Here is a 26,165-nt window from a genome sequence, read left to right as displayed (position 1 = left end):
AAGCCCTTTCCGGATTTTTTGGTATTCGTATCTTGCTTAACTCTCGGCGTCCACCTCGACAAAGTCGTTCTTGAAACGTTCATAGTCGGCTGTCCTGCATTCGATCAGCATACGCGTGCCCTCGGCTTCGTAGCTGGTCGACATGACATGGGCATGCTCGTTGAAGTAAGACACGAGCTTTCCCTGATTAAAGGGGATGAGAATATCCTTTTTGACGTAATTGGCGAAAATATGGGAGCGAACGACTTCGATCAGCTCCTGGATCCCTTGGCCTTCCTTCACCGACATATAGACCGAATTGCCGGACCTCATGGGATAAGGATGCTCCGTCAGATCGCATTTGTTGTAGGCGTAGACAGTCGGGATGCCGTCAGCGCCCAACTCGCCCAGCGTCTCGTTAGTGACGGTTACGAGCTGCTCGTAATCTTCGTGCGCGTAGTCTACGACGTGCACGAGCAGATCGGCTTCCGTTACCTCCTCCAGCGTGGAACGGAACGCTTTGATGAGGTGATGGGGCAACTGGCTGACGAAGCCGACGGTATCCGTAAGCAGGAACGACTTGTTGTCCGGCAGCTCGATGCTGCGTACCGATGTCTCAAGCGTAGCGAACAGCATATCCTTGGCGAATACCTGCTTCGTCGTGTCGGGGTCGTACGCCTCCAGAAGAGCGTTCATAAGGCTGGATTTGCCGGTATTCGTATATCCGACCAAACAGACGACGGGCATTTCGTTTTTCTTCCGCTTTTTTCGCTGATTTTGGCGCGTCGCCACGAGCTTCTCCAACTCGGCTTGCAGCGCGGTGATCCGCTCCTCGATGCGCCTGCGGTCGAGCTCGAGCTTTGTTTCCCCTGCGCCTCTGTTTTTCAGGCCGGAGCCGCCGCCCTGACGGCCAAGGGAAGCGCGAAGGCCCACGAGGCGCGGGAGGGAATACTGCAGACGCGCGACTTCGACCTGGAGCTGCGCCTCACGGGTTTTAGCACGTTCGGCGAAGATGTCCAGAATCAGAATTGTGCGGTCGATGACCGTGCAAGCGAGCTCGGCTTCCAGATTGCGGATCTGGGAAGGGGACAGCTCGTCGTTAAAGACGACCAGCTCGCACTCATGGGCTTCCATCAGAGCTCGCAGCTCCTGGATCTTGCCCGTGCCGATGTAATGGGTTGGATTGATGCGGTCGGCCTTCTGGCTGAGCTCATCCACCACTTCGATATAACAGGCATCGGCCAGGTTGCGGAGCTCCATCATGGCATATTCGAAGTCGGAGCCGTTCTTCAACTGGACGCCGACGATAATCGCTTTTTGTTTCGTTTCGTTTGGTTCTGTCATTATTCATCATCCTCCGGAATTAGGGCGTGTCTGAATACTCCGAAGGGAGCAGATTTTCAGACACGAACTAGGTTTGGGTACAAAAAAACACAGGCATGCCTGCCCGTGCCCGACGATATACGACCTGAGGAGATAGGAAGGCGTCGCTACAGCATGGGATCGCCGCCGCTCGCGGAACTTGATTATGGTCCAATCCTTAGGCGATTGCACCAAAGCAAGCCGTGCGGCAATAGACGGCCAATCCGACGGGGGCCAATGCTCCCGCGTCTCGGCTGCTGCAGTTGAAGTAAAGCTTCATGTAGACAGACCTGTCCTGAGTCCTCCGCCGTATGGGCAGAGCGGTATATACTTTGCAATTAGCCGCGCAAAGACCTGACTCGGATGTAATCTATCACACGAAACCCTCCGTTCCTTTGGAATGAGAACAGTGTAGCACAAGGACGAAACATGAAGCAACCGACTAAACATTTATAACCGTTTATTGAGGCTCCTGAATCTCCTCATCCTCCAAGTGAACCCACTGATGCGCCCAATCGGTAATACTGCTGAACAAAGGAGATAAGGCATGGCCCTTCTCCGTCAACGAATATTCGATTCGCACGGGCATCTCGGGATAAACGTCGCGGCGAATCAGGCCTTCGAGCTCAAGCTCTCTCAGCCGGTCTGACAACACCTTGCCGCTCAGATTGGGGAGATGCTGCTCGATGTCGGAGAATCTTTTGGGACCAGGCAGCAGGCTGTACACGATAAGCGCAACCCAGCGTTTGCTCAGCAGCTCGACCGCCTTCTCGAATCGGACACACATACGCTTCTGTTCCATAAGGCTCATCCTCTCTTTGTTATCATTATAGACTTGAAGGCCCATACAGAAAAGAGGAATGATTCTTATTCTGCCATTAATTTATCAGGCGCGGGGAAGATCGCGGCGCGAAACCTTTGCGATTCGGGTATCGTCTAATGGTGTAAGTACACATAATTGTTACCGAGACAAAAGTACGAGAAGATAAGGAGAGTGCGTCCATGCGTTGGCTTCCCGAAAGCGGTCATGCAACATGGTGGAGAATCGCAGGTGTGTCTGCCGCACTGCTGGGAGCAGCGCTGCTGGCGGTCAGATTCGGCATTATCGGTCAGGAATGGAACTTGGGCAACGCTTTTATGCTGGTCCTGCTTGCCGTTGTCGTATCGCTTGTAGTCGCAGCCGCGGGGTGGTTCGGCGCGAAATGGATTTGGCTGCTTTCTACGATCGGATTTGTCTCAGGCATTGTATTTATGGCGGTGAAGAGCCAGGATACATCAGGCTGGGGCGACCTCGTCGGATTTATCACGTTCATGTTTTTGTCGGCCGCCGGTTTCGTACTGGGCATTCTAGTGGAGCTCATCGCCTGGGCGTCGAGAAAATTCGGCAGCACGCATACGTAGTAAGATAGGGAAAAGTTGGTAAAACACCCCATAGACGTTATTAGCGTCTATGGGGTGTTTTTTGCTGCTGTTTGAAGCTCCATCAGACGTTATTATCGGCTATGGACGCTGTTTTGAGTAACTTTCCGCTCCATCGGCGTTATTAACGCCTACAGCAGCTCGTTCGCCTGCTTTTTAGAGCTATAGGCGTTATTAACGCCTCCAGACCTAGAAGCTCCGCATCTTCGTCTCGGTCTTCGCGATGGCGCCGGCAATTCGTTCCTCATAAGAATGGATGAGGTACTTCTGGACGAGGATTTGCCGCTGATGCGCGATCATACGCGTGAAGGAGGCGGCTGTCCCATTCGTATCGCCGCCGCGAACGGCGCCCCCAAGCACTTTGCCCTCCGTCGCGAACATCTTCTTGTAGGTGCCGGCAGCGGCCTTGGCCGCCTTGATCTTCGACTCCGTCGCGTCGTTTTCGTCCAACATCCGGCGAAGCTGCTTCATCTTGGCATTGGCGTCGGACTTCGCCTTCTTGAGCTCTGCACTTTTGTCGCTTTGCTTCTTCTTCGCGGCTTGAACGGCCGCCTTCGTCATCTCGACCTGGACGCTCAGGGCGGAGGTCAGATTTTTGTTCTTGAACGAGCGGGCGAGGCTAAGCTGCGTCTTCTGGGTTTCATACAGCTTGAACAACGGCTCATGCTGCTTCTTGAGCGAAGCGGCCGCGTTTTCCAACGCTTTTATCTTGGCTGAGTCGATCTCGCGAATGGCTTTGCGCAGTTTTCCTTCGTTCTCTTCGTTCTTAAAATGCAGCGCATTGATTTTCGAGTCCCAGTCCAGATCCTGGCGCTGCAGCGTCTGCAGCTCGGCGTATTGCTTCTTAAGCGAGGCGGAGACGGAAGAGGATACAGCCGAGACCATCTTGTCGAATGCCTTCTTCGCGGTGGGCGTAAATTCGAACGGCGCCGCGAACGCCGTCATGGACAGGTTCAGCGACAACAGAAACGCCAACCCAGCCATGCCAATCGTCATGCCCATGCTCATTCTTCGATTACGGATACGCATAATCATACCTCCTGAGAATCGGTCGGAGCAGGCGGGCAGTAATCAAAAAACAACAAAAAAAGCACCCGCAAGGCAGACGATGTTCGTCTGTCTTGCGGGTGCTTCCCGCTTGTCCGATCCGTATTTGTCCCGATTATACCTTATGAGGCGGGAGCGGTCAATACCGAAGGCGAACGCACGCTCTAATATACGGGCTTTACAGCGAATGGCCGGCAGCGTATTCCTCCGGCGTTTTGCCGATCATCGCCTTGAACGATCGGATGAAGTGGGACTGATCGTAGAAGCCCAGCTCGGCGCCCAACGACGCCCAGCTCCCTTTGTAACCGGCGTCGAGCGTCTCCGCGGCATTCTGCAGCCGGTAAAGCTGGATGACCCACTTGGGGCTGACTCCGACATATTTGCTGAACAGTCTCTGCAGCGTACGCACCCCGATACCGAAGGTCCGGGTCAACTGTTCGACGCTGGAGACGGTACGGTCGCTCTGAATGTAACGAATGATGTCGACCAGCCGATCAACCGTCTCATCGGGATGGGGCAGGCAGCTCATTAACATCGTTTCCGTGAGGGCAATAAGCGTCTCCGCCGGCTGATCCGATCGGAGTGCTTCTGTCAATTTCGCATTCATACTGTCGTTGTCCATGCCAAATGCTTCGGCGAAGGTCATGGAGCCATCGGTAAATTCGGAAAGCGGTTTGCCTGCGAAGGGGTAGAAGCCGCCCGGCCGGAACTTAACGCCGTACGCGCGCTCTTTGCCGGACAACCGTTTCGTATATTTGCGGCTGGAGACGCCGTAGACCGCGCTGCCTGAAAATTCTGCGACTAGATTAACGCAAGGATTCGGGATATTGTCCTGGAGGAATACTTCGTTCTCCGGCAGATCCCATTCGACGATCCAATGATGCATCACGAACGGCGCAAGAGCCTCGGATGGAGCGAAACGGCGCAGACGGAATTTGTTGAACGCTTCCGGCGCTTGCAAAATGCCCATGCTCGCGGTTTGGGACGGGGAAGACGACATTCGGAATCTCTCCTTTACAGGGCTGACGCTTTTTTACAATACGGGATGATATGTCTCTAGTATACTGGCAGGGAGAGGCTAGAATCCATGATCAAAAAAGGAGAGTGCATGTACATGCAGCATAAATTCATCTCTTATATTGGAGCAACGCCGGAAAAGGTTTGGGATACGCTGATCGGCCCGGAGGGAACCCGCGCCATCTTCTTCGATTGCCTATTCCAGTCCGAGCTGACGCCGGGAAGCAAGTTCGCTTATGTTGGCCCGGGCAATGACGGGGAGGAGACCGTTCACGTATACGGCGAAATCATCGATATCGATCCAGGCCGGATGATGTCCGTTATCGAACATCCGGGGCCGTCCTACTACGAGAACCATGCCGAGTTGACCTCGCGCATTACCTATACGCTGGATGCGGTAGGGGAGACGACGAAGCTGACGCTGGTCAATGATCAATTCACCGAAAACCATCCCAGCTTCGAGCGCTCCGAGGACAATTGGGCCGTCGTGGTCAGCAACCTTAAGAGTTATGTCGAGACGGGCAAGACGTTAAACTTTGGCTGGTAGGTAAGGGTAGCCGAACCTTCTCCCATTCCTTATACTAGAGTTAGCTATAAAAACGATAGAGATAACGGATAGGAGAATGGGACCATGAGCTACAAAATCGTATTTTTTGACATCGACGGCACGCTGGTGAACGAGCAAAAGGAAATACCTGAGGATACGGTGCTGGCGATCCGCGAGCTTAAGGAACAGGGCGTGGAGCCGGTTATCGCGACGGGCCGCGCGCCTTACTTCATCAAGCCGCTTGCGGAGAAGCTGGGCATCGAATCCTTTGTCACCCTAAACGGAGGTTACGTCGTCTACAAGGGACAGCCGCTGTACCGCCGGGAGATCGGCAAGCGGGAGCTGGGCCGCCTGGTGGAGCTTGCCGCCGCGCACGATCACGGACTGGTATTCGAGGGAGAGACGGCTTTCTGCAGCGATCGCGAGAACCATCCGTTTATTGAGGAAGCGGTTCTATCGCTTAAGGTGGACTTGCCGTCGTTTAACCCGGCCTTCTGGCAGACTGACGACATCTTCCAGGTGTTCCTGCATTGCGAGAGCCACGAAGAACATCTGTATGAAGCGTTGAAGGATGATTTTACGTTGATCCGCTGGCATCGCGCCGCGATGGATGTACTGCCGGCAGGCGGCTCCAAGGCGCAAGGCGTGGCGGCTCTTCTGGAGAAGCTGGGTCTGACGGCGGCCGATGCCGTCGCATTCGGAGACGGGCTTAACGATAAGGAAATGCTGGAGTATGTCGGCTTCGGCGTCGCGATGGGCAATTCCCATCCGGAATTGCTGCCTTACGCGAATTTCGTGACGTCGCATGTGGACGAGCGGGGCATTCGCAACGGCTTGATCGAGGCGGGATTGCTGCGTTCCGAGGGCGTTGCCGTTCAAATAAAATAAGTTTTCGGTAGGGTAAGTCAATGGATCCGTAGTCAAAAGCAGCCAAATCGGGCGAGTTTGTCGGCATGGCCGACAGCTTGTACGCACTGTTCCTCATTTACTCCTATTAGCTCCATACTCGCTCCACAAGTTCCGATGAAACGATGGCGTCCATAGAAAGGACGCCGCGAGGAGAGGACAATCGTCTACCGCATCGGAAAAATCGTATATCGCACGGGAAATCGTACACCGCATCGGAAAACAGAGGGAAAAGCTCCTCTTAATCTGAACAAGTCAGGCGATCGGTTTGGCATAGAGGGAAAAGCTCCCTCTAATCGGGGCGATTATGCCCGAATACAGCGATTCGTTCGGGAGTAGAGGGAGGATTTCCCTCTAAAGTGCAAGCGAGGGAGGAGACAGGGACATTAGAGGGCGTTTTTCCTCTTATTCGAGAGAAGAGCGAGCAAACACCACAGACATGAGAGATGTTGATGGCTTTTTTGGTCCTTTCGTATCCAGTTTAATCATTTATTTTCGTTGGGCAGCTATCTGCCGTTCTATAAATCAAAAAGTTCACCAATCCGGGCGGGCTCACGTACTATAACCTAATCCATATTACTGGTTTGGGGGGTATAACGTGATCGTAATTACGGACGGAAGCAACCCGGGCGCAATACCGCCGCGGCTGCTGACGATGCTGGAGAGGAAAACTTTGACGAGGAAGATGGCAAGTCCGATGTTGTACAGCTATCCAAGTCTGGATTCTCTGATCTTCGAGCTTAAGATGAGGTCTCACATCGTGGAAGCGGCCAAAGCGATGTATGCAAGCGGGGTAAGCTTCGCGTCATTTAGCAATTCCCGCAGCAACGAGCAGTATTGGATTCGTACGCCCCAGGGCGGCTTCTTGCTGCGGCCCAACGTTCTGCCATCCGATGCGGTGAACGATATTTTTGAAAATGGGCATCTATATGCCTTCGAGTGCGCAGGCGCCATTATTATCATTCTGTATAAGGCAGTGCTGGATGCGATCGGAGAAGCCGCGTTCAACCGGCACTTCCGCAACCTGTATCTGATCAGTTGGGAAACGGACCGCGATCTCAGACTAAACGCCACTTACAATCTGAACGAGACGTACCACGGAGATACGATGTATTTCAAAAATCCCGATTACGACCGATCTACGCCGGAGTGGCAGGGCGAGAACGCCATCAAGCTCGACGATAACCTGTTTTTCGGCCACGGGATCGGAATCGGTTCCGCAGGTGACATTATCGAAAAGCTTAACCGCGCGAGAATGCCGGGCAGCATGACGTCGGCTTATCTGGACAATCTTATTATTACGCCGGACTTCGAGTTCGTGAGGCAGCTTGTCTATCGGGAAGAAGAAGCTGCTGCTTTGTAGCGGCAGGTGGATTACAAGAGACTTCCGACCATACGCAAAGAGGGCATCGCAACAGCCAGCGGCTGAGCAGCGATGCCCTCTTTGTACAAATATAGGAAAGTATATGATTTCGCCGCACTTTCTCTATATTTCTCGGAACGAAACGCGCTCCGCCGCCAAAGGACAGCGGAGCCGTTTCGCCTTGCCGAGTTTAAAGGATCTGGCGCTTATTCCATCTTAACAGGCGGATCAAAGGTCATGCCTTTAAGATCGACGGTTACTTTTTTCATGGAGATAGGTTCAAGAGGTTTGTCGCTGCCGTCCCGATCCTGCGCCACGATCTCGTCGGCCGCCTCGATGCCTTCGATCACCTTGCCGAACGAGGCATACAGGTTGTCCAGCGACGGAGCGTCCTCGACCATGATAAAGAATTGGGAGCCTGCGGAATCCGGCGCGTTTGAGCGCGCCATGGAGAGGACGCCGCGCGTATGCTTCAGCTTGTTCTCGAAGCCGTTTTCGCTGAATTCGCCGGGGATGGAATAGCCGGGACCGCCCGTGCCGTTGCCATCCGGATCGCCGCCCTGAATCATGAAGCCGGGAATGACGCGATGGAAGATCAGGCCGTCATAAAATCCCGACTGCACGAGCGAGATAAAGTTGTTGACCGTATTCGGAGCGACCTCCGGGTAGAGCTCGATCTTGATCAACTTGTCGTTGCTAAGCTCAATCGTGACCTCGGGATGTTTCTCCGGACCGAGGAGCTCGGGTCCCTCTTCTTCTGCCGGGGCTTCCGTAGGAGAAGGGGACGGCGATGGGGACGGAGATGCCGTAGCTTGTCCGCCGCCGGAGCCTTGGCTGTTGTTCTGCTTGCCTTGATCGACGCCGCAGCCGGCTGCCACGATCAAGAATACGGCTAGAACCGCGAGCAGAAGCGGGTGCCGATAATGCCGTTTCATTGCTTTCATTGACGTTTATTACCCTCCTTATAATGCGTGTTCAAAAAGTCCGGTTTTCAGCACCGAGAAGATTGAATGAAGGTAGAAACTGAGGAGCGGAGCGTAGTGGAAGCTACGTGAGCACCTGCAATGTTTCCGGAGGAAACATACTTCGTAAGCATTCGCTTAGTTTCGCCTGAATTCAATATTCGATGATGAGTAGGCAACGCGACCATACTTCGTGATCAAAAGCGGACTTTTTGAACAACCTCTTATGCATGTGTCCAGCTTCCATAGTAACACAGCGGAAACCAGGATTGCGAATGATGGCGGAGAGCTTGTCCACCGAATCGTAAATGGCGAATCAGGGGTGCTGCACCGCGCTCCTACTCCTCGCCTGGCTGAGCGGAATAACGTTTCACGCGGTCCAGCAGCTCCTGCATCTGCCCCAGCAGCATGGCGCCTTCCTCCGGCGTTGCGTCCAGCTTGCAGGCCAGCTGTCCGGGAATATCGATGGCCTTCTCCCTCAGCGCTTCACCATCCGGTGTCAACGTAACGAGGACGCTTCGTTCGTCTTTCTTGTCGCGCGTACGCTTGACGAGGCCCGCGGCCTCCAGCTTCTTTAGCAGCGGAGTGAGCGTGCCGGAATCCAGGTACAGCTTGGTTCCAAGCTCGCTGACGGTGGCATTGTCCTTTTCCCATAACGCGAGCATCGTCACGTATTGCGTATAGGTAAGTCCAAGGTTTTGCAGCAGCGGGCGATACAGCTTTGTAATTTCGCGGGAGCTCGCATAGATCGCGAAGCAAATCTGATTATCGAGCTTCATATGTTCAATGGGATTCATCGTTTCTCCTCCAAGACGGCAACTTCGATAAAATTTTCAATTAAATTGCATTAAATTTAATATAGTGTTGCAGCCTGGAGGTGTCAAGGTCGAGGAGGGGAGTGGCCGGTGAAAGTGAGGCGCTTAAAGCCTGACGCCTATCCCTAATTCTTCTCCCTTGCGGACATACCAGTCGGCGATCGCCACGTCAAAGGCGGCCATGCCCATGGGGCAGAACAGCACGGGCTCCTCAGAACGGAGAGAGGAGAACGCGTCCCGGCATACAATATCGCCAAGGGACATGACATCTTCTGCTGTCAATCCGGTCTCCCGGTGAAGCAGCTCGATATCGGTGTTTTCGCGACATACCTCCGCCCAATCGTCGACCACGATGGAACGAATGCCGCGTATAGCGTCCAATCCGTAATCCCTGAGCGAGATGTCGAGCAGCAGGCTGCCGGGCGCCGGGGGGATGTCGATATAACGCACGGGGCTAACCGTGCATGTCAAAATGACGTTGCACGAGCGATATAACTCCTGCCAGCATCCGGCGAACCGAATCGGTATGTCCTTACGGAGCTGCCTGATGCGGAGAGGCTTCGATTGTTCGGCCGGATCTCCGAATTTCAGCGTTGGTCCGGCGCCTGTGCGTTTGCCAAAGCTGTGCGGCATGACTTCCTCAGGACTAATGCCACGAACGTCGTACAACATAACTTGATCGATATGCTCGCCAAATAAGGCTAACGTCATGGCCAGATGCTTTCGCCCGATAGGTCCCAGTCCGATAATGCCGATGCGCAGCCCTTCTTCGGCTTCATCACGGCGATTGTCGAGCAAGCGATGACGAAGCCACTCTCTTAGCATCAGTCCGCTGACGGCCGCGGTTCTGACGGCGCTCACTCGCGAGGAATTGACGATTGCGCGCGGTTCTCCCGTAGAAGTTTCGTTTAGTATGGTGACGCTATGGGCTCGAGGCAAGCCGGCATTAATGTTGCCGGGGAAGCTGGCGATCCACTTCAGACCCGCCGCGGCGACCGTCCCGCCAACATAAGCGGGCATCGCGATGATGCGATTATCCGGGTTGCCGTAGCGCAGGTAAGGCTTGAGCGGCTGAACGACGCCGCCTCTGTCCATAATTTGTACCGTCTCTTGAATCCGATCGACCAGCTCCCGCCACGGCTCGCCGATCTCTCTAAGCTGCTCATCTCCGTAATAAATCATGGCGCAGTGACTTCCTCCCTGTTCGTTCCGTTCTTCTCTCAACCAGGCTCGCCAAAAGCGGCAGCCATCCACTCGTCGTTAAACACCGTATCCATATAACGCTCTCCGCGATCGTGCATAATAACGGCACAAGTGCTGCCGTCAGGCAGCTCATCCCATATCGATCGCAGGGCAGCAAGGACCGCTCCGGAGGAGGGACCGGCAAGGATGGCTTCCGTTGCGGCAAGCTCCCGGCATGCCAAAGCCATTTCCTTGTCTGTTACGTAGACGGCCAGGTCCATAAAGGAGTTCGCCGCAAACGGGGGAACGATGCCCGCGCCAAGTCCGGGGAAGAGGCGCGGGCCCTTCTCCCCGCCAAGAATGACGCTGCCCGCGGCATCGACGGCAACGGTCTTCGCGGCCAGCCCGTTCCGGCGAATGTAGTCGGCGCAGCCCAGCATCGTGCCGCAAGTGCTGACGCCGCCTATCACATAATCGACCTTGCCAAGCTCGCGAATGATTTCGGGCATCGTCCCCTCGCTGTGGGCCAAGTAGTTATTGGGGTTCCCATACTGATTCGGCCAGAAGCTGTCGGGATGGGCGGCCAGCAGCTCCTGCACGCGGGCAAGGCGGGCGGGGAGAAACTCCCCCGTAGCGGGATCAGGCTTTTCCACGTAGGAGACCTCCGCTCCGTAAGCTTGCATAATAGTCCTGTTCGTCTTTGAGGTGCGGGGGTCAATGACGCAGACGAAACGAAGTCCGAGCCGCCTGCATATGGACGCCATGCTGATCGCCATATTGCCGGAGCTGGATTCCACAATAACCGTATCCGGACCGATGAGCCCTTCCCGCAGGGCATTTTTCAGAATGCGGAGGGCAGGGCGATCCTTGGCGCTGCCCGTCGGATTCATCAGCTCCAGCTTGGCGAATACCCGTATGCCCCGCAGCTCTGGAAACAATCGGGATAAGCGGACTAGAGGCGTGCCGCCAATTCCGTTCAACCAACCATCCTCCATGCCTATCTCACCGCCGCTTTCTTCTAAACAGTCGAATTCCGGGTTATGAGGGGTAGATCTTTTTTCCTTTCACCGAACCGTGACCCGGAAGTTGGCGGAAAGCGTCGACCGGTATGACGTCGATGCCTTTCAGCAAGCCGCCGCGAATCATCATGCCGATATCCGGTATGCGTTGCTCGACCTCGTTCCGCACATGCCGGAGCTTCTCCGGGTGCTTCGCCAATTGGTCGCTTCGAATATGGAGCATGAGCCGATTGCCGTTTACGGCTACGCGCACGGCCGCGTCCGTTAATACAAGGTGGACGGCCGCCTCGATGTCGTACAAGCTGATCTTCTCCCCATGCTTCAGCTCGGAGCCGATGCGCTTCGTTATGCCGGTAAAAGTGCCCCGCGGAACGCCGTCGATCAGGGTGACCTCGAAGTCGCGCACGACGTCGTAAGTAACGAAACGAACGACCGGGAACATCAGCCTGCTCATCGCTGTGAGGACTAGCACCCTCTCGTTGTCCGCCAACGGCTCGAAGCTCTCTCCCAGTTCCTGTACAGTCAGCCCCTCGCCCCACATGCCCTCCGAGAGAACATACCTGTTTCGCTCATGCGAATAGGCGGCAATGGCTCCGACCTCGATGGAGCCGTACGTATCGAGCAGATCCGGAGGGGACAGGCATAATCGGGCCGCCATATTGGCCTGCCATTCCCTGGAGGCGATCTCGCCGACCAGGATGATCTTCCGCACGGGGAACGGTTCATCTTCCGGCCAGGCATCGGCTATGCTCTCCAGAAGGGAGGGCATCGTATACAGCAGCTCCGGCCGATAGGTTCTTAGCTTCGCTACATGTTCTTCTATGGGGGCAGAGAAGGAGATGGCCTCGCCCTCCATACCCATACTCGAGAAGATGCTCAGCGCCGTGCTTGCCGCATGACCTGTGCCCAGATCGGCCAGGGCCCGCCGGATCGGACCGTACTTAGGAACTATTGAATGCGAAGCGGTCTCTATCGATTCTCCGTCAGCGGTCATCGGCTTCTCTTTGGCGTTCAACCATGCTTCGAAGCTCGTTTGTTTCGCGGCTATATAATGAAGATCATCTTCGGGTGAATAATAGATCGACTTGCGTATGCCGCTCGAAGTGCCGGAGGTGCGGTAGACAGATAAGCCGGCTTCGGATCGCGGCGGTTCCGCATAATAATGCCTTGCCAATAGATCGGCGTTCAGCAGGGGCAGCTCGTTCAGCGAAAGAAGCGTCTTCTCCCTGTTATCGGCGTAGTCAAGGCGACCGCGTTCCGAACTGCGCTTTTCCTCCAGAAGCTTTCCATACCATGGGTGCAATCGTGCAATAAGATGGACATGCGCCGTCAGCGCGCTTGGATGCAAGGACATGCCGCGCACACTCCTCGTGATGGACTAAGGGCTCCCCTTAAAGTGCGAGTTCAATAAGTTCGGTTTTCATCCTCTTAAAGCATATGTGTCCCGCGGCGGAATGTTCGGGTATGACGACAGCGGCCTAAGGCACGTCCGCAACTGCTGCGTATACTAATAAAAGAAAGATTCCCAGAGACAACCGCATGAAGTCTATACTGAAAAGCGCACTTTTGAACTCTTAAGTACGATAAAGGAGGCCTTGCTAGTGTGAAATCGGGCAAAAAGAGAAGACACCGCATCTCCGACAAATGGGCAAAAACGAATGCGCTGCTAGGGGACAAGGGCCTGCGCCTCTATATTCCGCAAACCCGGCGGTTCAGCCAATACACGCTGCGATCTATGTTGGAAGCTTACGGCATGGTCTATGTAAAGCCGGTTCGCGGCTCGCTTGGGAGAGGCGTTATGAGAGTCGAACGGGAGGCGGGAGGCGGGTATGCCTACCAATTGGGCAGCAATCGGCGCAGCTTCGGCAGCTTCGATGCCTGCCATCTCGCTATAAAGAGGGATATTGCCGGCAAGTCGTATCTCGTGCAGCGAGGCATCCATCTATTAAAATACGAGGGCAGAGCCTTCGATCTGCGCGTCGTCGTGCAGAAGTCGCCAAGCGGGGGCTTTGAAGCGACGGGAACGGTGGCGCGAGTCTCCTATCCCGGCAAAATCGTTACAAACGGGAGCCAAGGCGGAACTATCCTGCCAGCTGACCAGGTACTCCAGCCCCATGTCGGTTCGGGGCAGAAGGATGCGATGATCGCCCATTTGGAGCGTATCGGCATTCAAACGATCAGGCAGCTGCGGAGGCGTTATCCGGGGATGGTCGAGATCGGGCTGGACATCGCGATCGACAGTCAGCTTCGGCCGTGGATTCTGGAGGTGAACACGACGCCGGATCATTGTCCTTTCGCCATTCTGCAGGACCAGACGATGATTCGGCGCATTATTCATTATGGCAGGCAATACGGCGTGACCTATAGGCTAAATTGCAACAAAGCCAAGACGGTGCTCTAGGGCGTGTCTGAACACCCGCTCGGGGGCATCTTTCACCGCCTTTCCGCCCCCTGCTTCGTCACTTTTGCTTGACGTAGCCTTAGGTAACGCCTTCACAAAAGTTCTTTGCATGGAACGAAAATTCGGCAAAATCTGCTACCCTCGGAGTATTCAGACACGCCCTAGTCATCTGAAAACACAAAACGCCTCTTCCCTTCCGCAGTATGCGGGGGAAGAGGCGTTTCAGCGTACATAGCTTGACGTTCATGACTACTTTTTGGCCGCGACCGTAAAAATAACCGTCTTTGCAGAGTTATCGACCAATATGTTGACGGCGTCTCCGCCGATTTGGCTGTACGTGCTGGTCACGGCCTCGCCACGGCTTAGTTTGTCGCAGACGGAGGCGAACAACTCCTTGAAGGCATATGCGTTATAGCCGAACAATCCGTTCGCGAACTGCTCCACAACCTCCTGATTACGGGCCAGGGAGCCGTCTCTAAGCCGAATCGTAATGCCGAATGTATTGTAGGCGGGATCAAGCCAAATCGCGGCTTCCTCCTGAACGGCGGCCGATCCGGAGGGACGATTCTGCACTTGCTCCTTCTCCGATTGATCCTTGTAAAGTCTCAGCGTCGTGTCGAACAGATCGTAATTCGCTCCGCGCAACTGACCGATCGCGGCAAGCGAATCGTACATATCCCACATCCGTTTATCCGGGAAGATGACGATTTTGTCGCCGCCAGCCTGAGTAGGTACGAGACGCTCCAGCTTGTCCGGCGAGACGGCGATTTTAATGCGGCTCTCCTTATCCGTCAAGCGATTCAGAATAACCAGCGCTTGCGCGCGCGTCACCTTGTTCCCGACGCCAAAAAATCCATTGGGATACCCCTCCATAATGCCCTTAACCAATGCTTCCGCGATAAAGCGCTGCTCTCTCTCCGTTGCGCTAGTGATATCGCCGTAGGATTGAGCCATCTTTTGCCCGAACAAGCCGTCCTCCAGAAACTCCGTTTCTTGAAGCGTGTAATACAGAACTTCGGCCACGTTCTCCCGGGTCATATCACCCTGGAAGTCGGTATAACGGCTTTTGTTCAGAAAATGCAGGTCGCTTGCGATATCGATAAAATCCTTGGCCCAGTAGCCGACCGTGTTCGGCTTGAAGCTGAAGTACCGATAGTCCTGCTTTATGATCGCCTGATTCTCCGGACTCAGCGTGTTTAGGAAGTTGGTCTTCCAGCTGCGCGACCCGTTCTGATGGAGCTCCGAGTAGGACAGAATAAGCATTTTTACGAATTGGTCGACCTGCACGGGCTCCTCCGGCCGGAAAGAACCGTCAGGGTAACCGTCCAGCACGCCTCTCGAAACCATGGTTTGAATCGTATCTTTGGCCCAGTGGTTCCCGATATCGTTGAAGGCGGCGGTGGTCGCTGCCGCGCTTGCATAAGCGTATTGCGGGAGAGCGGCGGCGGCTAGAAGCATAAGGCCGACCCATAAATGTAGAACTCGTTTCATAGAGATTAATCCCCCTATTTCGATATTATCCGACAATAAATAGCTAACCATATCCATTCGTTATTTAGAATGGGCAGTTTGATGCAACCTTGGGGATCGTTCTAGCGCGGGCGGCAAAGTCTTTTGGCATGTGGCAAATGGAGGTAATAGGGCAGGGGTGCATCGATTGGCCCTGATCGAAGCTAGTTCATCATGCTCACCTGGTTCTCGTTATGTAGGCGAAAAGGCATTCTCAATGGAAGGGACGCATAAAAAGTTTTTTGGACTTGTGGCTTTTTGCCGTGCGGCGGTGTCTAATGAGTTGTAAGGTCAGGAGGTGAAGCTTCCGATGTCGAGAGCTCAAGACAACGGCCCTGTTTATCCGGGTGAACAGGCCACAAACCAATCATTCGAAGAAGCCTATCGGCAATATCGGCCGGCAATTCGCAATTACTTGGCGATGAAGGTGCATCCCATGAAGGTAGACGACTTGCTGCAATACATCTTCCTGAGAGCGATGGAGAGGCGGCATACGTTCAAAGGGAACTCGAGTTTGTTTACGTGGATTTTCAAGATCGCCCAGAACGTAATTAAAAACGAATATCGCAGCTCGTCCCGCAACAAGGAGCAGTCTGTAGACATGGAAACCTGCGCCGGTCATTCGATCGGACTCGATTACGCCAGGCATGTCGATATCCGTATCGATATCGGCTCTGCGCTGGAGAAGCTGGATAAGCGGGATCGGCATATGATCTCTTTACGTTTCTTTGTCGGATGCACGTTGGCGGAGATCGCCGTCATAACGGGCATGCGCGAAAGCGCGGTTAAGAACAGGCTGTATCGCGGGCTGCAGAAGCTCAGGAAAGAATTAAAAGAATGGGGGGACATCGCCGTGAGGACGATTCAAGATATGGTGGACATTGTAGACGCGAACGGCAATGCGGCAAACTCCGAGGAGATGGAGCACGTATATCGGGATTTGTTCGGCAAGCTGAAGGGCAGCGTGGAAGAACTTGTAAAGAAGTTTAAGCATCGGCCGTCGGAGAAGGTCGTGATCGAAATTTATCCCGATCTTCCGGCCTTCCATCAGGCCACGGGTGAGCCGGGCGCGCCGGATTGGTTTATGGGAACCTTTGAAGGCAACACTCTTAAGATCGTTTCGCCGCTCAATCCTGGACCGGCGCATTCGTACCATTCGATTCTTCAATCGACGGTCCACTTATACGCCATGTGGCTTGTAAAGGATATCAACGCGTCGGCTCCCAAGTGGATCTGCCAAGGCGTCGGTGGTTACGAATCCAAGCAAATGTCGCCAGATTTTATTATCGATAGCGTCAAGGATACTATTGTCCGGGGGATTGTGCCCACGTTTCGCGAACTTAATGAGGATTCGTTCCGCTTCGAGGAGATGAAGGGCTTTCAGTTCACATATTTGATCGTGCAATTCATTGTGGATCGTTATGGGATGGATGCATTAAATCGTCTGGTTCGCGATGCGGAGCAATTCAACGAGGCTTTAGGATGCTCAGAGTCGGAACTGCATGGGCAATGGGTAACTCATTTGAAGAAAGCTGCATCTTAAAAAAGTATATATTAAAGAAGCTTCCATCCACAGAGCTGTGGTATGGAAGCTTCTTGTTTACATACGGATAAGTATAAACCTCTCCATACCGGATCTATACTTCTCAGAATGAAATCCTCCGCGCCGCCAGAGGCGGCGACAGCCGATTCGCCTTTTTAATCCAATACGGCGCTAATATGCGCTTTGGTCACGGACCAATGGGAGGCCGTCCATACTTTGGCGCCTTTGTCGATATAGATGATTTGAGGCGATTCATGTTTCACGCCCGTATCTTCGGCGATCTTGTTCGATACGGGACGGGACTCGATCACCTTAACGAGCACGTAATCGATATCCTCGCGCGGCGATCCATTTAAATAATTGCTGAATTCCTCGTGAGCATTGGCGCTAACAGGGCATGTCGTGCTGTGCTTGAAGACGACCAGCGGACGGTTGTCCGATTGCTGGAGAGCCTCCGACCATTGTTCTTGCGAAGTAATTTCCCGGTATGTCATTGTGGATTCGCTCCTTATATCTCATGAAGAATGAGTGATGTTGGCCTGGGGCCTGCCATTATTATACCGCTGTTGCGAAAACAATTCATCCGTGTTAATATGAATCCATTGAACGATTGACCGAAAGTGAATTGTGGTCATTTCGTCAAATTACGAACGGTGGTGGGGAACGGTGATGGATCGGAAGCAATGGATCGTTGATGCGGCGGCCAAATCCTTCTCCTTGTTTGGCTATAAGGCGACCACGATGGATGGCGTGGCAAAGATCGCGAACGTAGGCAAGGGAACGATCTATACGTTCTTCTCGAACAAGGAGGAATTATTCGGCCATATCATGAACCGGATGATCGAGGAGATGAAGACGGTCGCGGAAGAGGCGATTGACGAACAGCTCCCGTTCTTCGACAATCTGTATAACGCCTTGGAGCGTCTGCTGGACTTCCGGGAGGAGCACGAGCTTGCTCTCAAGCTATCGCAAGAGGTGCGGGAGATCGGTACGCCAATGGCTGTTGATGCGCTTAACGTGATCGAGCGGGCTGTTGTCGGATATATAGCCGAGCGAGTGCGCACGGCGGTAGAGAAGGACGATATCCGGCCTTGCGAGCCTGAGATGACCGCATTTGTCATGCTCAAGCTCTACATGGCGCTCGCAGTAGACTGGAAGAAGACACACGAGCCGCTTGGCAAGGATGAGGTGGCAAAGCAGCTTCGATTCTATTTGGAGGAAGGGTTAACCCGCAACTGAGACGCTATGCATATACAGCTTGTTCATATAGGGGCAGTCCTCGCTGGCGTTAAAGTGAGTTGCCTTTTTTTGTGAGTAAAATTGACTGGATATCGAAAACGGTCATTTCGTATTACGAATGAGGAGTGAAAAAGAAGATGAAATTTAAATGGGCAGGCTTCAAACAATTCGGAGCGGAAATAGGCGCCATTGCGCGAAATCCTAAAATATTGATCCCAGTAGCGGGCGTGTTGACAATCCCCCTTATGTATACGGCGATGTTTCTCGGTGCATTTTGGGACCCTTACGGCAAACTGGAGGACCTGCCGGTTGCAGTCGTCAATTCCGACAAAGGTATCGTTTTCGAAGGAGAAGAGATGCATATCGGGCAGGATTTCACGGAAGAACTAAAGGAGAACGGCAAGTTTGACTGGGCGTTCGTGAGCAAGGAAGAGGCGCTTCAGGGGATGAAGGACAAAGTGTATTACATGGCAATCGAAATTCCGGAAGATTTCTCGGAGCGGACGACAACGCTGACCTCCGAGCAGCCCGATCCCGCGAAGCTGATCTATTTGCGCAACGACAGTACGAATTTTTTGGCCGGCCAGATCGGTAATTCGGCGGTCGAGACCATGAAGAGCACGCTTAACAAGGAAGTGACGGAGGCGTATACGCGGACCGTGTTCGAGCAGCTTGAGGAAGCGGCGGACGGGATCTCGGCAGCAAGCGAAGGCGCAGGCAAACTTGCCAACGGCACAAGCGATGCAAGATCGGGTTCGGAGCTGCTCGCCGATAATCTGGCCAAGCTGGCCGGAGGTACGACGCAACTGCAGGATGGGGCGGCAAAGCTTGACGCTGCCGGTGGGAAGCTGCTTAACGGCAGCAAGGAACTGGCTGCCGGGGCGAGCGGGTTGGCAGGCGGGCTCGGCCAGCTTGCTGATGCCGGCGGACAGCTTGCAGCAGGAGCGGACGAAGCGCACTCAGGCGCGGGAAAGCTTGCGAAAGGACTAACTGACGCATCTGCCGGAGCGGATAAGCTGAGCGCCGGAGCGGCGGGGCTGGCTGATGGACTGGCGGGCTGGGCGGAAGCTCATCCGGAGCTGACGAAGGATGAGAATTACCAAGCGCTGCTTGCCGCCAGCCGGGAGCTGGCGGCCGGAACGGAGCAATCCGCTGTGGGACAGAAGCAACTGGCGGCGGGCGCAAGCGGGTTAAAGCAAGGGCTGGATAGTCTCGTTGCGGGCGCGGACACCATGCATCAGAAGCTGGCAGAGGCCGAGGGCGGGGCGAAAGAGCTGTCGACGGGCGCTACTGCGCTGGAAGGCGGAGCCGGTGAGCTGGCTACTGGTTTGACTAAGCTCAACAGCTCCGTTCAGGAGTTGTCTTCCGGCACGAAGCAGTTGCAGGACGGTGCAACAAAGATGGCATCTGGGTTGCTGGAGTTGGAAGACGGCTCGCAGGAGCTGTCGACGAAGCTGAACGACGCTTCCTCCCAGACATCGGACTTATCCTTGTCCGACGAGAAGGCGAGCATGTTCGCCGAGCCGATCCAGCTCGACGTGGAACGGCTGACCGACGTGCCGAACTACGGCACGGGACTTGCTCCATACTTCCTGTCTCTTGGACTGTATGTAGGCGCGCTGCTTATCACGATCGTGTATTCCGTTCGCGAGCCGGCCATCAAGCCGCAAAACGGCTGGAGCTGGTTCTGGAGCAAGGCGCTGACGTTGATGGTCATCGGCGCGGCGCAGGCGCTAATCGTCGATTCCGTGTTGCTGTTCGTGCTGAAGCTTGAGGTGCAGAACGTAACGGACTTTATTCTGTTCTCTATAGTGACGAGCATCACGTATATGATGATCATTCAATTCCTTGTCGCGACGATGGGCAATCCAGGCCGATTTATCGCGATCATCATTTTGATCTTGCAGCTCACGACTTCATCCGGCACATATCCCGTGGAGCTGATTCCGGGCTGGCTGCAGGCGGTCGCTCCTTGGCTGCCGATGACTTATTCCGTCGCGGGTTTCCGCGATGTCATCTCCAGCGGCTACGTCAGCCGCATGTGGACCGACGCCGGCGTGCTGGCGATATTCGCGGCAACATTTGCGGTGTTGTCGTTCGCATTCTTTACGCTGCTGCGCCGACGGAACGAAGAGGAAGCGGGCAATGCCGCGGCTTAAGCGGCTTTATGCGCAGGTTAAATTTAAGGCCATCCCCGAATGTTTGCGGGGATGGCCTTTGCGCTGTCTATCGGCGTGCCGACTAGTTGAGTAGTGCATGAATCAACCTCCGACTTAAGCCGCTCGTGCCAGTAGCCCGACTTTCTCGGGCTATTATGTCCGAAGCGCCGATTGTACTTCAATTGCTGGGACCGATCTAATTTCCACCAGTAGCACATTTTCCGAGCTTTAAGTGGCTGGGACCGATCTAAATCCCACCAGTCGCACAATTTCCGAGTTTTAAGTAGCTGACATCGATCTAATTCCCACCAGTCGCACATTTTCCGAGTTATAATTCGCTGCCACCGATCTAAATCCCGCGAGTAACACATTTTCCGAGCTTTAAGTCGCTGGGACCGATCTAAATCCCACCAGTCGCACATTTTCCGAGCATTAAGTCGCTGGGACCGATCTAAATCCCGCGAGTAACACATTTTCCGAGCATTAAGTCGCTGGGACCGATCTAAATCCCACCAGTCGCACAATTTCCGAGCTTTAAGTGGCTGGGACCGATCTAAATCCCACCAGTCGCAAATTTTCCGAGCTTTAAGTCGCTGTCACAGATCCTCCCTGATTTCCAAGCCGCGTAATCGCCAGGTAATCCGGTTACATATCAGACTTGTTCAATCATCCGGCCTTCCTTGTTCCTTCGACTCCACACTTGATTACTGCCGCCACGCTGCTTCATCCAACTCAAGGGGCAGAAAGGTGTAGTCGCCGTCCCTGACGATAGCGAGCCGTCGTACAGGCACTTGCTTGCGGAAAATGGGGCCGTCCAGGACCGTCGTATGGAATTCTCCGCCCTCTCCGCAGGGATCAATGCCGCGCCCGACGAGTTCGTCGACGAATTCCCGCGTCATGCTCCTCCCCAGATCCGCCTCCGTCATCCCCAAAGTCAGATTGATCGTCACGACGACTGCGATAAATCCCAGCTCGATGAAGTTTTCCACGCAACGGCGGTGATCCATCCGCCACAGAGGCATGCCCAGCTCCAGGCCGGCTAGTTTCGTGACTTTGTCATGCCAGCAGCCCTCCTCCGGCATGTCCAGGTCGCCCGTCACAAGAGCCTCGGCGCCCAGCTCCTTGGCCCGGCCGAGCAGCTGGACGAACGCCTCCTCGTAATCATCCCAGGTTGCGGCGGCGGATAATACGGGCAGCCCGATGGATTCCGCTTGCGCGGCAATAAGCTCCGGCGGCATGCCGTGCGACCGCGAGCGCTCTCCTTTCTCCTCCAGCATGACGATAAGCCCCACGGCTTCTCCGGTTTGCATGGCCAAGTGAAGCGCCAGCGAGCTGTCCTTGCCCCCGCTGTAAGACGCAACGAATCGTCGATGATGAGCGTCCGTGCGCCATGTTTTCCCCACTGCCATTTTTTAATTCCCCTTTCATTTCGCTATTCTGACAGTCTACCACGAATGCCAAGCTTTGGATAACGAGCCGTGCTTCGTGAAATAGTAAGCATAATAGGGTCTTTTTCCAGGTTGATACGATTAAATATTAATCTGTTTATATATTTATTAGGCGCCCATAAAGATAGTGTAAGGTTCACCAATATTTAAGTTGCCCTTTTGCGAGAATGCTGTATAATCACATTGATTTAATAGCACCATGGGTCCTTGCGATAAGGGACGACGCCATGCGGCAAGGGAAACGAAGGAGGTTGAAGGATGACAGGCATGCCGATTATCCGGTTCGACTCAGTAACGAAACAATATAGCGGATCCGACCCCGCGGTGCTCAAGGAAGTCAGCTTCGAGATCGAGCGGGGCAAATTCTATACGCTGCTGGGCCCGTCGGGCTGCGGCAAAACGACCATTCTCCGCCTCATCGCGGGTTTTACGGAGCCGACGAGCGGCAATATCACGTTTGATGGCAAAATCATTAACCGCGTTCCCGCCAACGAACGGCAGGTGAACACGGTGTTCCAGGACTACGCGCTGTTCCCGCATCTTAACGTGTTCGAGAACGTAGCGTTCGGGCTTCGCGTCAAGCGGATGAAGGGCGATGCCGTCACTTCGAAGGTTAAGGAGGCGCTGAAGTTCGTCGGCCTCACAGGCTACGAGAACCGCGAAATTACCGAAATGTCGGGCGGTCAGCGCCAACGCGTCGCCATCGCAAGGGCAATCGTAAACGAGCCGCAAATTTTGCTGCTGGATGAACCCCTGTCGGCGCTAGACCTGAAGCTTCGTACTGAAATGCAATACGAGCTCCGCGAGCTGCAGCGCAGGCTGGGGATTACGTTTATTTTCGTCACGCATGATCAGGAGGAAGCGCTCGCGATGTCGGACGAGATCTTCGTCTTGAATGAAGGCACGATCCAGCAGTCCGGCACGCCGACGGACATTTACGATGAGCCGATCAATCGGTTCGTGGCCGACTTCATCGGGGAGTCGAACATTGTGAAGGGCCGCATGCTGCGCGACTTCGAGGTGGAATTCGCGGGTCGGTCGTTCGAATGCGTCGACCAAGGCTTGAACGACGGCGAAGTCGTCGATATCGTCATTCGCCCTGAGGATCTGGAGATCACTTCGCAGGATAACGGCAAGCTGCAGGTGCGCGTCGATACGCAGCTGTTCCGGGGCGTGCATTACGAGATCAGCACCTACGACGATGCTGGCAACGAGTGGCTGGTCCACTCCACGCGCAAGGCGACGGTAGGCGAACGGATCGGCCTGACCTTCGAACCGGAGGCGATCCACGTTATGCGTCTGGGCGAGACGGAGGAGGAGTTCGACAAGCGGCTGGAGTCGTATGAGGACGATGAGCAGGGAGGGAGCGCCGACAAGAAGTTTGGGCAAGGAGCGCCGTCCGCCCCGGCAAGCCAGTCGGCTGCCGGTTTGAAGCAGGACAATCGAGGCGGAGAAGGCGGGGCTGGTCGTCATGGAAGCTAGAGCGCGCAATTTTTATCTTGTTCCCTACCTGCTCTGGATCGTTCTGTTCGTCGTCGCGCCGATCTTGCTCATCGTGTATTACTCCTTTTTTAATGTGGAGGGCGAGTTCACGCTGAGCAACTATGAGAAGTTTTTCACCCCTGTCTATTTGCGAATGACGCTCAGCTCCTTCTGGTACGCTTTCCTCATCACGTTTTTTTCGCTGCTGGTCGCGTACCCGACGGCTTATCTGCTGACGCGGACGAAGCACAAAGGGTTATGGCTGCTGCTTATCATACTGCCGAGCTGGATTAACCTGCTGCTCAAGGCGTATGCTTTCATCGGCCTGTTCGGCACCTACGGCTTCGTCAACGCCGTGCTGGAGTTGACAGGGATCGGTACGAAGCAGTTGTTGTTTACGGACTTCAGCTTTGTGTTCGTGTCGGTGTATATTTTTATCCCGTTTATGGTGCTGCCTATCTTTAATGCCTTGGAGAAAATGAATCCTACTCTCGTCTACGCGGCGCGCGATCTCGGAGCTTCGGCATGGACGACGTTCCGCCGGGTCATCTTCCCGCTGACGCTGGACGGGGTCAAGGCGGGCTGCATGGCTGTCTTCATTCCGGCGTTGTCGTTGTTTATGATTACGCGCCTCATCGCGGGCAACCGCGTTATTACGCTCGGTACGGCGATCGAGCAGCATTTTCTCGTGACGCAGGATTGGGGCATGGGGGCGACGATCGCGGTTTTCCTCATCATTGCCATGGCGCTCTTGATGCTGCTCACCGGCAACAGAAAGCGAGGGCTGATCGACATTGCGAAAAAATAGCTGGAAGCTCTCCAACCTGTATCTGATCGCCGTGTTCGCCATTTTGTACGCGCCGATCTTCTACCTGATGTTCTATTCGTTTAACAGCGGCGGTTCCATGCGGGAATTTGAAGGCTTCACTTGGGAATTCTACGGGGAAGTGTTCCAGGACACGCGACTGCTCATCATCGTGCTCAATACATTTATCATCGCGCTGCTGTCCTCGGCGATCTCGACAATCATTGGCGTGTTCGGAGCCATCGCCATTCATTACATCCGCAGCAACCGGCCCAAAGGAACGCTGCTCACGCTCAACAACGTGTTGATCGTCAGCCCGGACGTCATTATCGGGGCGAGCTTTCTCATTCTGTTTACGATTGCGGGCATCCAGCTCGGCTTCGTGTCGGTGTTGCTGTCGCATATCGCGTTCAGCATTCCGATCGTCGTCATCATGGTGCTGCCGAAGCTGCAAGAGATGAGCGGCACGTTGCTCGATGCGGCGCGCGATCTGGGCGCGAGCTCCTGGGAGGTGCTGACTCGCGTTATTTTGCCGTATATCAAACCCGGCATATTCGCAGGATTTTTTATGGCATTAACGTATTCGCTCGACGACTTCGCGGTCACGTTTTTCGTAACGGGCAACGGCTTCTCGACGCTGTCGGTCGAGATCTACTCGCGGGCGCGCCAAGGCGTGTCGCTGTCGATCAATGCCTTGTCGACGCTGATCTTCCTGTTCACGATTCTGCTGGTTATCGGCTACTACTTCATTAATCGCCGGAGCAGTCGTCCGGCTGGAAGGGAGGAGCGGGCATGAGCGGTTTAGTGCGCACGTTCCTGCTGGTATTCATCGTGGCGTTCGGACTGATGTACGCGGTGGCTGCGTTGAATTCGAGCGAAGGCTACTCCGGAGGCAATACGCTGACGATCTACAACTGGGGCGATTATATCGACCCTGAGCTGATCGAGCAGTTCGAAAAGGAGAGCGGCATCAAGGTCATCTACCAGACGTTCGATTCCAACGAAGCGATGATGACCAAGATCAAGCAAGGCGGCACCACGTTCGACGTGGCCGTCCCTTCGGAATACGCCATCAGCAAAATGAAAGAAGACGATCTGCTGCTCAAAATCGACCATGCCAAGCTGCCGAACCTGAAGCATATCGATCCCGATTTCATGAATCTGTCGTTCGACCCGGACAATGCTTATTCCGTGCCGTACTTCTGGGGGACGGTCGGCATTATCTACAACCCTAACATGGTGGGCGACCTGACCTTCGAAAGCTGGGACGACCTGTGGGACGAAAGCCTGCGCAACAATATCTTCCTGCTGGACGGCGCGCGCGAGGTGATGGGCATGGGGCTTAACAGCCTCGGCTATTCGCTGAACGATACGAACGAGGAGCATCTGCAAGAGGCTCTCGCGAAGTTGTCGGAGCTGACTCCGAACGTGAAGGCGATCGTCGGCGACGAGATCAAGATGCTGATCGCGAACGAGGAGGCCGCCGCAGGTCTTGTCTGGTCGGGCGACGCCTCGGAGATCATGGACGAGAACGAGGACCTCGACTACGTCGTGCCGCAAGAAGGCTCCAACCTTTGGTTCGACAACATGGTCATTCCGAAAACGGCGAGCAATCTGGAGGGCGCGCACGCGTTCATCAATTTTATGCTGGACCCCGAAGTGGCGGCGCAGAACATGGAATACGTCGGCTACTCGACTCCAAACAAGGAGGCGTTGGCGCTGCTGCCGGAGGATATCTCGGGTGACGAGCGTTTCTACCCGGACAAGGAGCTGACGGACCGCCTTGAGGTGTACGACAACCTCGGCCCGCGCATGTTGTCCCACTACAACGAGCTGTTTCTGGAGTTCAAGATGCATCGGAAGTAGCGAGCCATTGTTATATGGTTGCGCAGCTTCATGTTTTGTGGCAAAGTAAATTCCATAGCGTTGCCGGAGGCAAAGAATGCCCCGTTTCCTTGGAT

General features: G+C 54.6%; 24 protein-coding genes. 12 read left to right on the top strand and 12 right to left on the bottom strand.

Going from position 1 to position 26,165, the window contains the following annotated elements; genetic code table 11:
- Positions 1-36: 36 nt before the first annotated feature.
- Together hflX and H7F31_RS32570 are read right to left on the bottom strand one after the other, a co-directional pair.
- Positions 37-1,323, bottom strand: a complete 1,287-nt coding sequence (gene hflX, locus H7F31_RS32575) for a GTPase HflX (RefSeq protein ID WP_187102232.1) — start codon at positions 1,321-1,323, stop codon at positions 37-39.
- 478 nt (positions 1,324-1,801) lie between these two features.
- Positions 1,802-2,143 (bottom strand): winged helix-turn-helix transcriptional regulator, encoded by a 342-nt coding sequence (locus H7F31_RS32570; protein ID WP_187102231.1) that lies wholly within the window; start codon positions 2,141-2,143, stop codon positions 1,802-1,804.
- A 200-nt stretch (positions 2,144-2,343) separates the two neighbouring features.
- Between H7F31_RS32570 and H7F31_RS32565 the strand changes: the two genes are divergently transcribed.
- Positions 2,344-2,742, top strand: a complete 399-nt coding sequence (locus H7F31_RS32565; RefSeq protein ID WP_108994054.1) for a hypothetical protein — start codon at positions 2,344-2,346, stop codon at positions 2,740-2,742.
- A gap of 207 nt (positions 2,743-2,949) precedes the next feature.
- On the opposite strand, the gene H7F31_RS32560 is transcribed toward H7F31_RS32565, so the two are convergent.
- Positions 2,950-3,789, bottom strand: a complete 840-nt coding sequence (locus H7F31_RS32560; protein ID WP_187102230.1) for a hypothetical protein — start codon at positions 3,787-3,789, stop codon at positions 2,950-2,952.
- A gap of 196 nt (positions 3,790-3,985) precedes the next feature.
- A complete protein-coding gene (locus H7F31_RS32555) occupies positions 3,986-4,807 on the bottom strand; it encodes a helix-turn-helix domain-containing protein (RefSeq protein WP_187102229.1) in 822 nt (273 codons plus the stop codon).
- Positions 4,808-4,894: 87 nt separating this feature from the next.
- Between H7F31_RS32555 and H7F31_RS32550 the strand changes: the two genes are divergently transcribed.
- The 3 genes from H7F31_RS32550 to H7F31_RS32540 all read left to right on the top strand — a co-directional run bounded on the left by H7F31_RS32550 (position 4,895) and on the right by H7F31_RS32540 (position 7,640).
- Complete coding sequence (locus H7F31_RS32550; RefSeq protein WP_397373509.1) at positions 4,895-5,371, top strand: SRPBCC family protein; 477 nt, start codon at positions 4,895-4,897, stop codon at positions 5,369-5,371.
- An 84-nt stretch (positions 5,372-5,455) separates the two neighbouring features.
- On the top strand, positions 5,456-6,259 hold the full coding sequence (locus tag H7F31_RS32545; RefSeq protein ID WP_187102228.1) for a Cof-type HAD-IIB family hydrolase: 804 nt from the start codon (positions 5,456-5,458) through the stop codon (positions 6,257-6,259).
- Positions 6,260-6,875: 616 nt separating this feature from the next.
- Positions 6,876-7,640: a protein-glutamine gamma-glutamyltransferase gene (locus H7F31_RS32540; protein WP_261800222.1), complete on the top strand. Its 765-nt coding sequence runs from the start codon at positions 6,876-6,878 to the stop codon at positions 7,638-7,640.
- A gap of 206 nt (positions 7,641-7,846) precedes the next feature.
- Here the strand turns inward: H7F31_RS32540 and H7F31_RS32535 are convergent, their stop codons facing one another.
- The 5 genes from H7F31_RS32535 to H7F31_RS32515 form a co-directional block, all read right to left on the bottom strand.
- The gene (locus H7F31_RS32535) at positions 7,847-8,584 is read right to left on the bottom strand and encodes a peptidylprolyl isomerase (protein ID WP_261800221.1); all 738 of its coding nucleotides are present in this window, start codon (positions 8,582-8,584) and stop codon (positions 7,847-7,849) included.
- Between the two features lie 356 nt (positions 8,585-8,940).
- Entirely contained in the window at positions 8,941-9,399 is a 459-nt protein-coding gene (locus tag H7F31_RS32530; RefSeq protein WP_187102227.1) for a MarR family winged helix-turn-helix transcriptional regulator, read from the bottom strand.
- Positions 9,400-9,522: 123 nt separating this feature from the next.
- Positions 9,523-10,599 carry a 2,3-diaminopropionate biosynthesis protein SbnB gene (locus H7F31_RS32525; protein WP_187102226.1) on the bottom strand — a complete coding sequence of 359 codons (1,077 nt, stop codon included), beginning with the start codon at positions 10,597-10,599 and terminating at the stop codon, positions 9,523-9,525.
- A gap of 38 nt (positions 10,600-10,637) precedes the next feature.
- On the bottom strand, positions 10,638-11,579 hold the full coding sequence (gene sbnA, locus H7F31_RS32520) for a 2,3-diaminopropionate biosynthesis protein SbnA (protein ID WP_315970538.1): 942 nt from the start codon (positions 11,577-11,579) through the stop codon (positions 10,638-10,640).
- A 58-nt stretch (positions 11,580-11,637) separates the two neighbouring features.
- Entirely contained in the window at positions 11,638-12,972 is a 1,335-nt protein-coding gene (locus H7F31_RS32515) for a phenylacetate--CoA ligase family protein (protein WP_187102224.1), read from the bottom strand.
- A 249-nt stretch (positions 12,973-13,221) separates the two neighbouring features.
- Between H7F31_RS32515 and H7F31_RS32510 the strand changes: the two genes are divergently transcribed.
- Entirely contained in the window at positions 13,222-14,019 is a 798-nt protein-coding gene (locus tag H7F31_RS32510) for a YheC/YheD family protein (RefSeq protein WP_187102223.1), read from the top strand.
- Positions 14,020-14,268: 249 nt separating this feature from the next.
- Here H7F31_RS32510 and H7F31_RS32505 read toward each other — a convergent pair whose 3' ends face one another.
- Complete coding sequence (locus H7F31_RS32505) at positions 14,269-15,510, bottom strand: S-layer homology domain-containing protein (protein WP_187102222.1); 1,242 nt, start codon at positions 15,508-15,510, stop codon at positions 14,269-14,271.
- A 328-nt stretch (positions 15,511-15,838) separates the two neighbouring features.
- On the opposite strand from H7F31_RS32505, the gene H7F31_RS32500 reads away from it, so the two are divergent.
- Entirely contained in the window at positions 15,839-17,071 is a 1,233-nt protein-coding gene (locus H7F31_RS32500; protein WP_187102221.1) for an RNA polymerase sigma factor, read from the top strand.
- 155 nt (positions 17,072-17,226) lie between these two features.
- Here the strand turns inward: H7F31_RS32500 and ytxJ are convergent, their stop codons facing one another.
- On the bottom strand, positions 17,227-17,565 hold the full coding sequence (gene ytxJ / locus H7F31_RS32495; RefSeq protein ID WP_187102220.1) for a bacillithiol system redox-active protein YtxJ: 339 nt from the start codon (positions 17,563-17,565) through the stop codon (positions 17,227-17,229).
- A 175-nt stretch (positions 17,566-17,740) separates the two neighbouring features.
- Here ytxJ and H7F31_RS32490 point away from each other — a divergent pair, with 175 nt between their 5' ends.
- A complete protein-coding gene (locus H7F31_RS32490) occupies positions 17,741-18,310 on the top strand; it encodes a TetR/AcrR family transcriptional regulator (protein ID WP_187102219.1) in 570 nt (189 codons plus the stop codon).
- Positions 18,311-18,447: 137 nt separating this feature from the next.
- On the top strand, positions 18,448-20,469 hold the full coding sequence (locus H7F31_RS32485; protein WP_187102218.1) for a YhgE/Pip domain-containing protein: 2,022 nt from the start codon (positions 18,448-18,450) through the stop codon (positions 20,467-20,469).
- Between the two features lie 704 nt (positions 20,470-21,173).
- On the opposite strand, the gene H7F31_RS32480 is transcribed toward H7F31_RS32485, so the two are convergent.
- Entirely contained in the window at positions 21,174-21,878 is a 705-nt protein-coding gene (locus H7F31_RS32480) for a Dph6-related ATP pyrophosphatase (protein WP_187102217.1), read from the bottom strand.
- Positions 21,879-22,175: 297 nt separating this feature from the next.
- Between H7F31_RS32480 and H7F31_RS32475 the strand changes: the two genes are divergently transcribed.
- The 4 genes from H7F31_RS32475 to H7F31_RS32460 are packed head-to-tail and all read left to right on the top strand — an operon-like array spanning position 22,176 to position 26,070.
- Positions 22,176-23,399, top strand: a complete 1,224-nt coding sequence (locus tag H7F31_RS32475) for an ABC transporter ATP-binding protein (RefSeq protein ID WP_187102216.1) — start codon at positions 22,176-22,178, stop codon at positions 23,397-23,399.
- Positions 23,389-24,207: an ABC transporter permease gene (locus H7F31_RS32470; protein ID WP_108995349.1), complete on the top strand. Its 819-nt coding sequence runs from the start codon at positions 23,389-23,391 to the stop codon at positions 24,205-24,207. Before H7F31_RS32475 ends, H7F31_RS32470 begins: the two co-directional genes overlap by 11 nt.
- Entirely contained in the window at positions 24,194-25,000 is an 807-nt protein-coding gene (locus H7F31_RS32465) for an ABC transporter permease (RefSeq protein ID WP_187102215.1), read from the top strand. Before H7F31_RS32470 ends, H7F31_RS32465 begins: the two co-directional genes overlap by 14 nt.
- Positions 24,997-26,070 carry an ABC transporter substrate-binding protein gene (locus tag H7F31_RS32460; protein ID WP_187102214.1) on the top strand — a complete coding sequence of 358 codons (1,074 nt, stop codon included), beginning with the start codon at positions 24,997-24,999 and terminating at the stop codon, positions 26,068-26,070. Before H7F31_RS32465 ends, H7F31_RS32460 begins: the two co-directional genes overlap by 4 nt.
- Positions 26,071-26,165: the final 95 nt, after the last annotated feature.

It is taken from the genome of Paenibacillus sp. PAMC21692, from assembly GCF_014303795.1.
GTDB classification, from domain to species: Bacteria; Bacillota; Bacilli; order Paenibacillales; family Paenibacillaceae; genus Pristimantibacillus; species Pristimantibacillus agaridevorans.
Note: the sequence above shows the minus strand (reverse complement) of the source record. Positions and strands in the feature narration are given on the sequence as shown.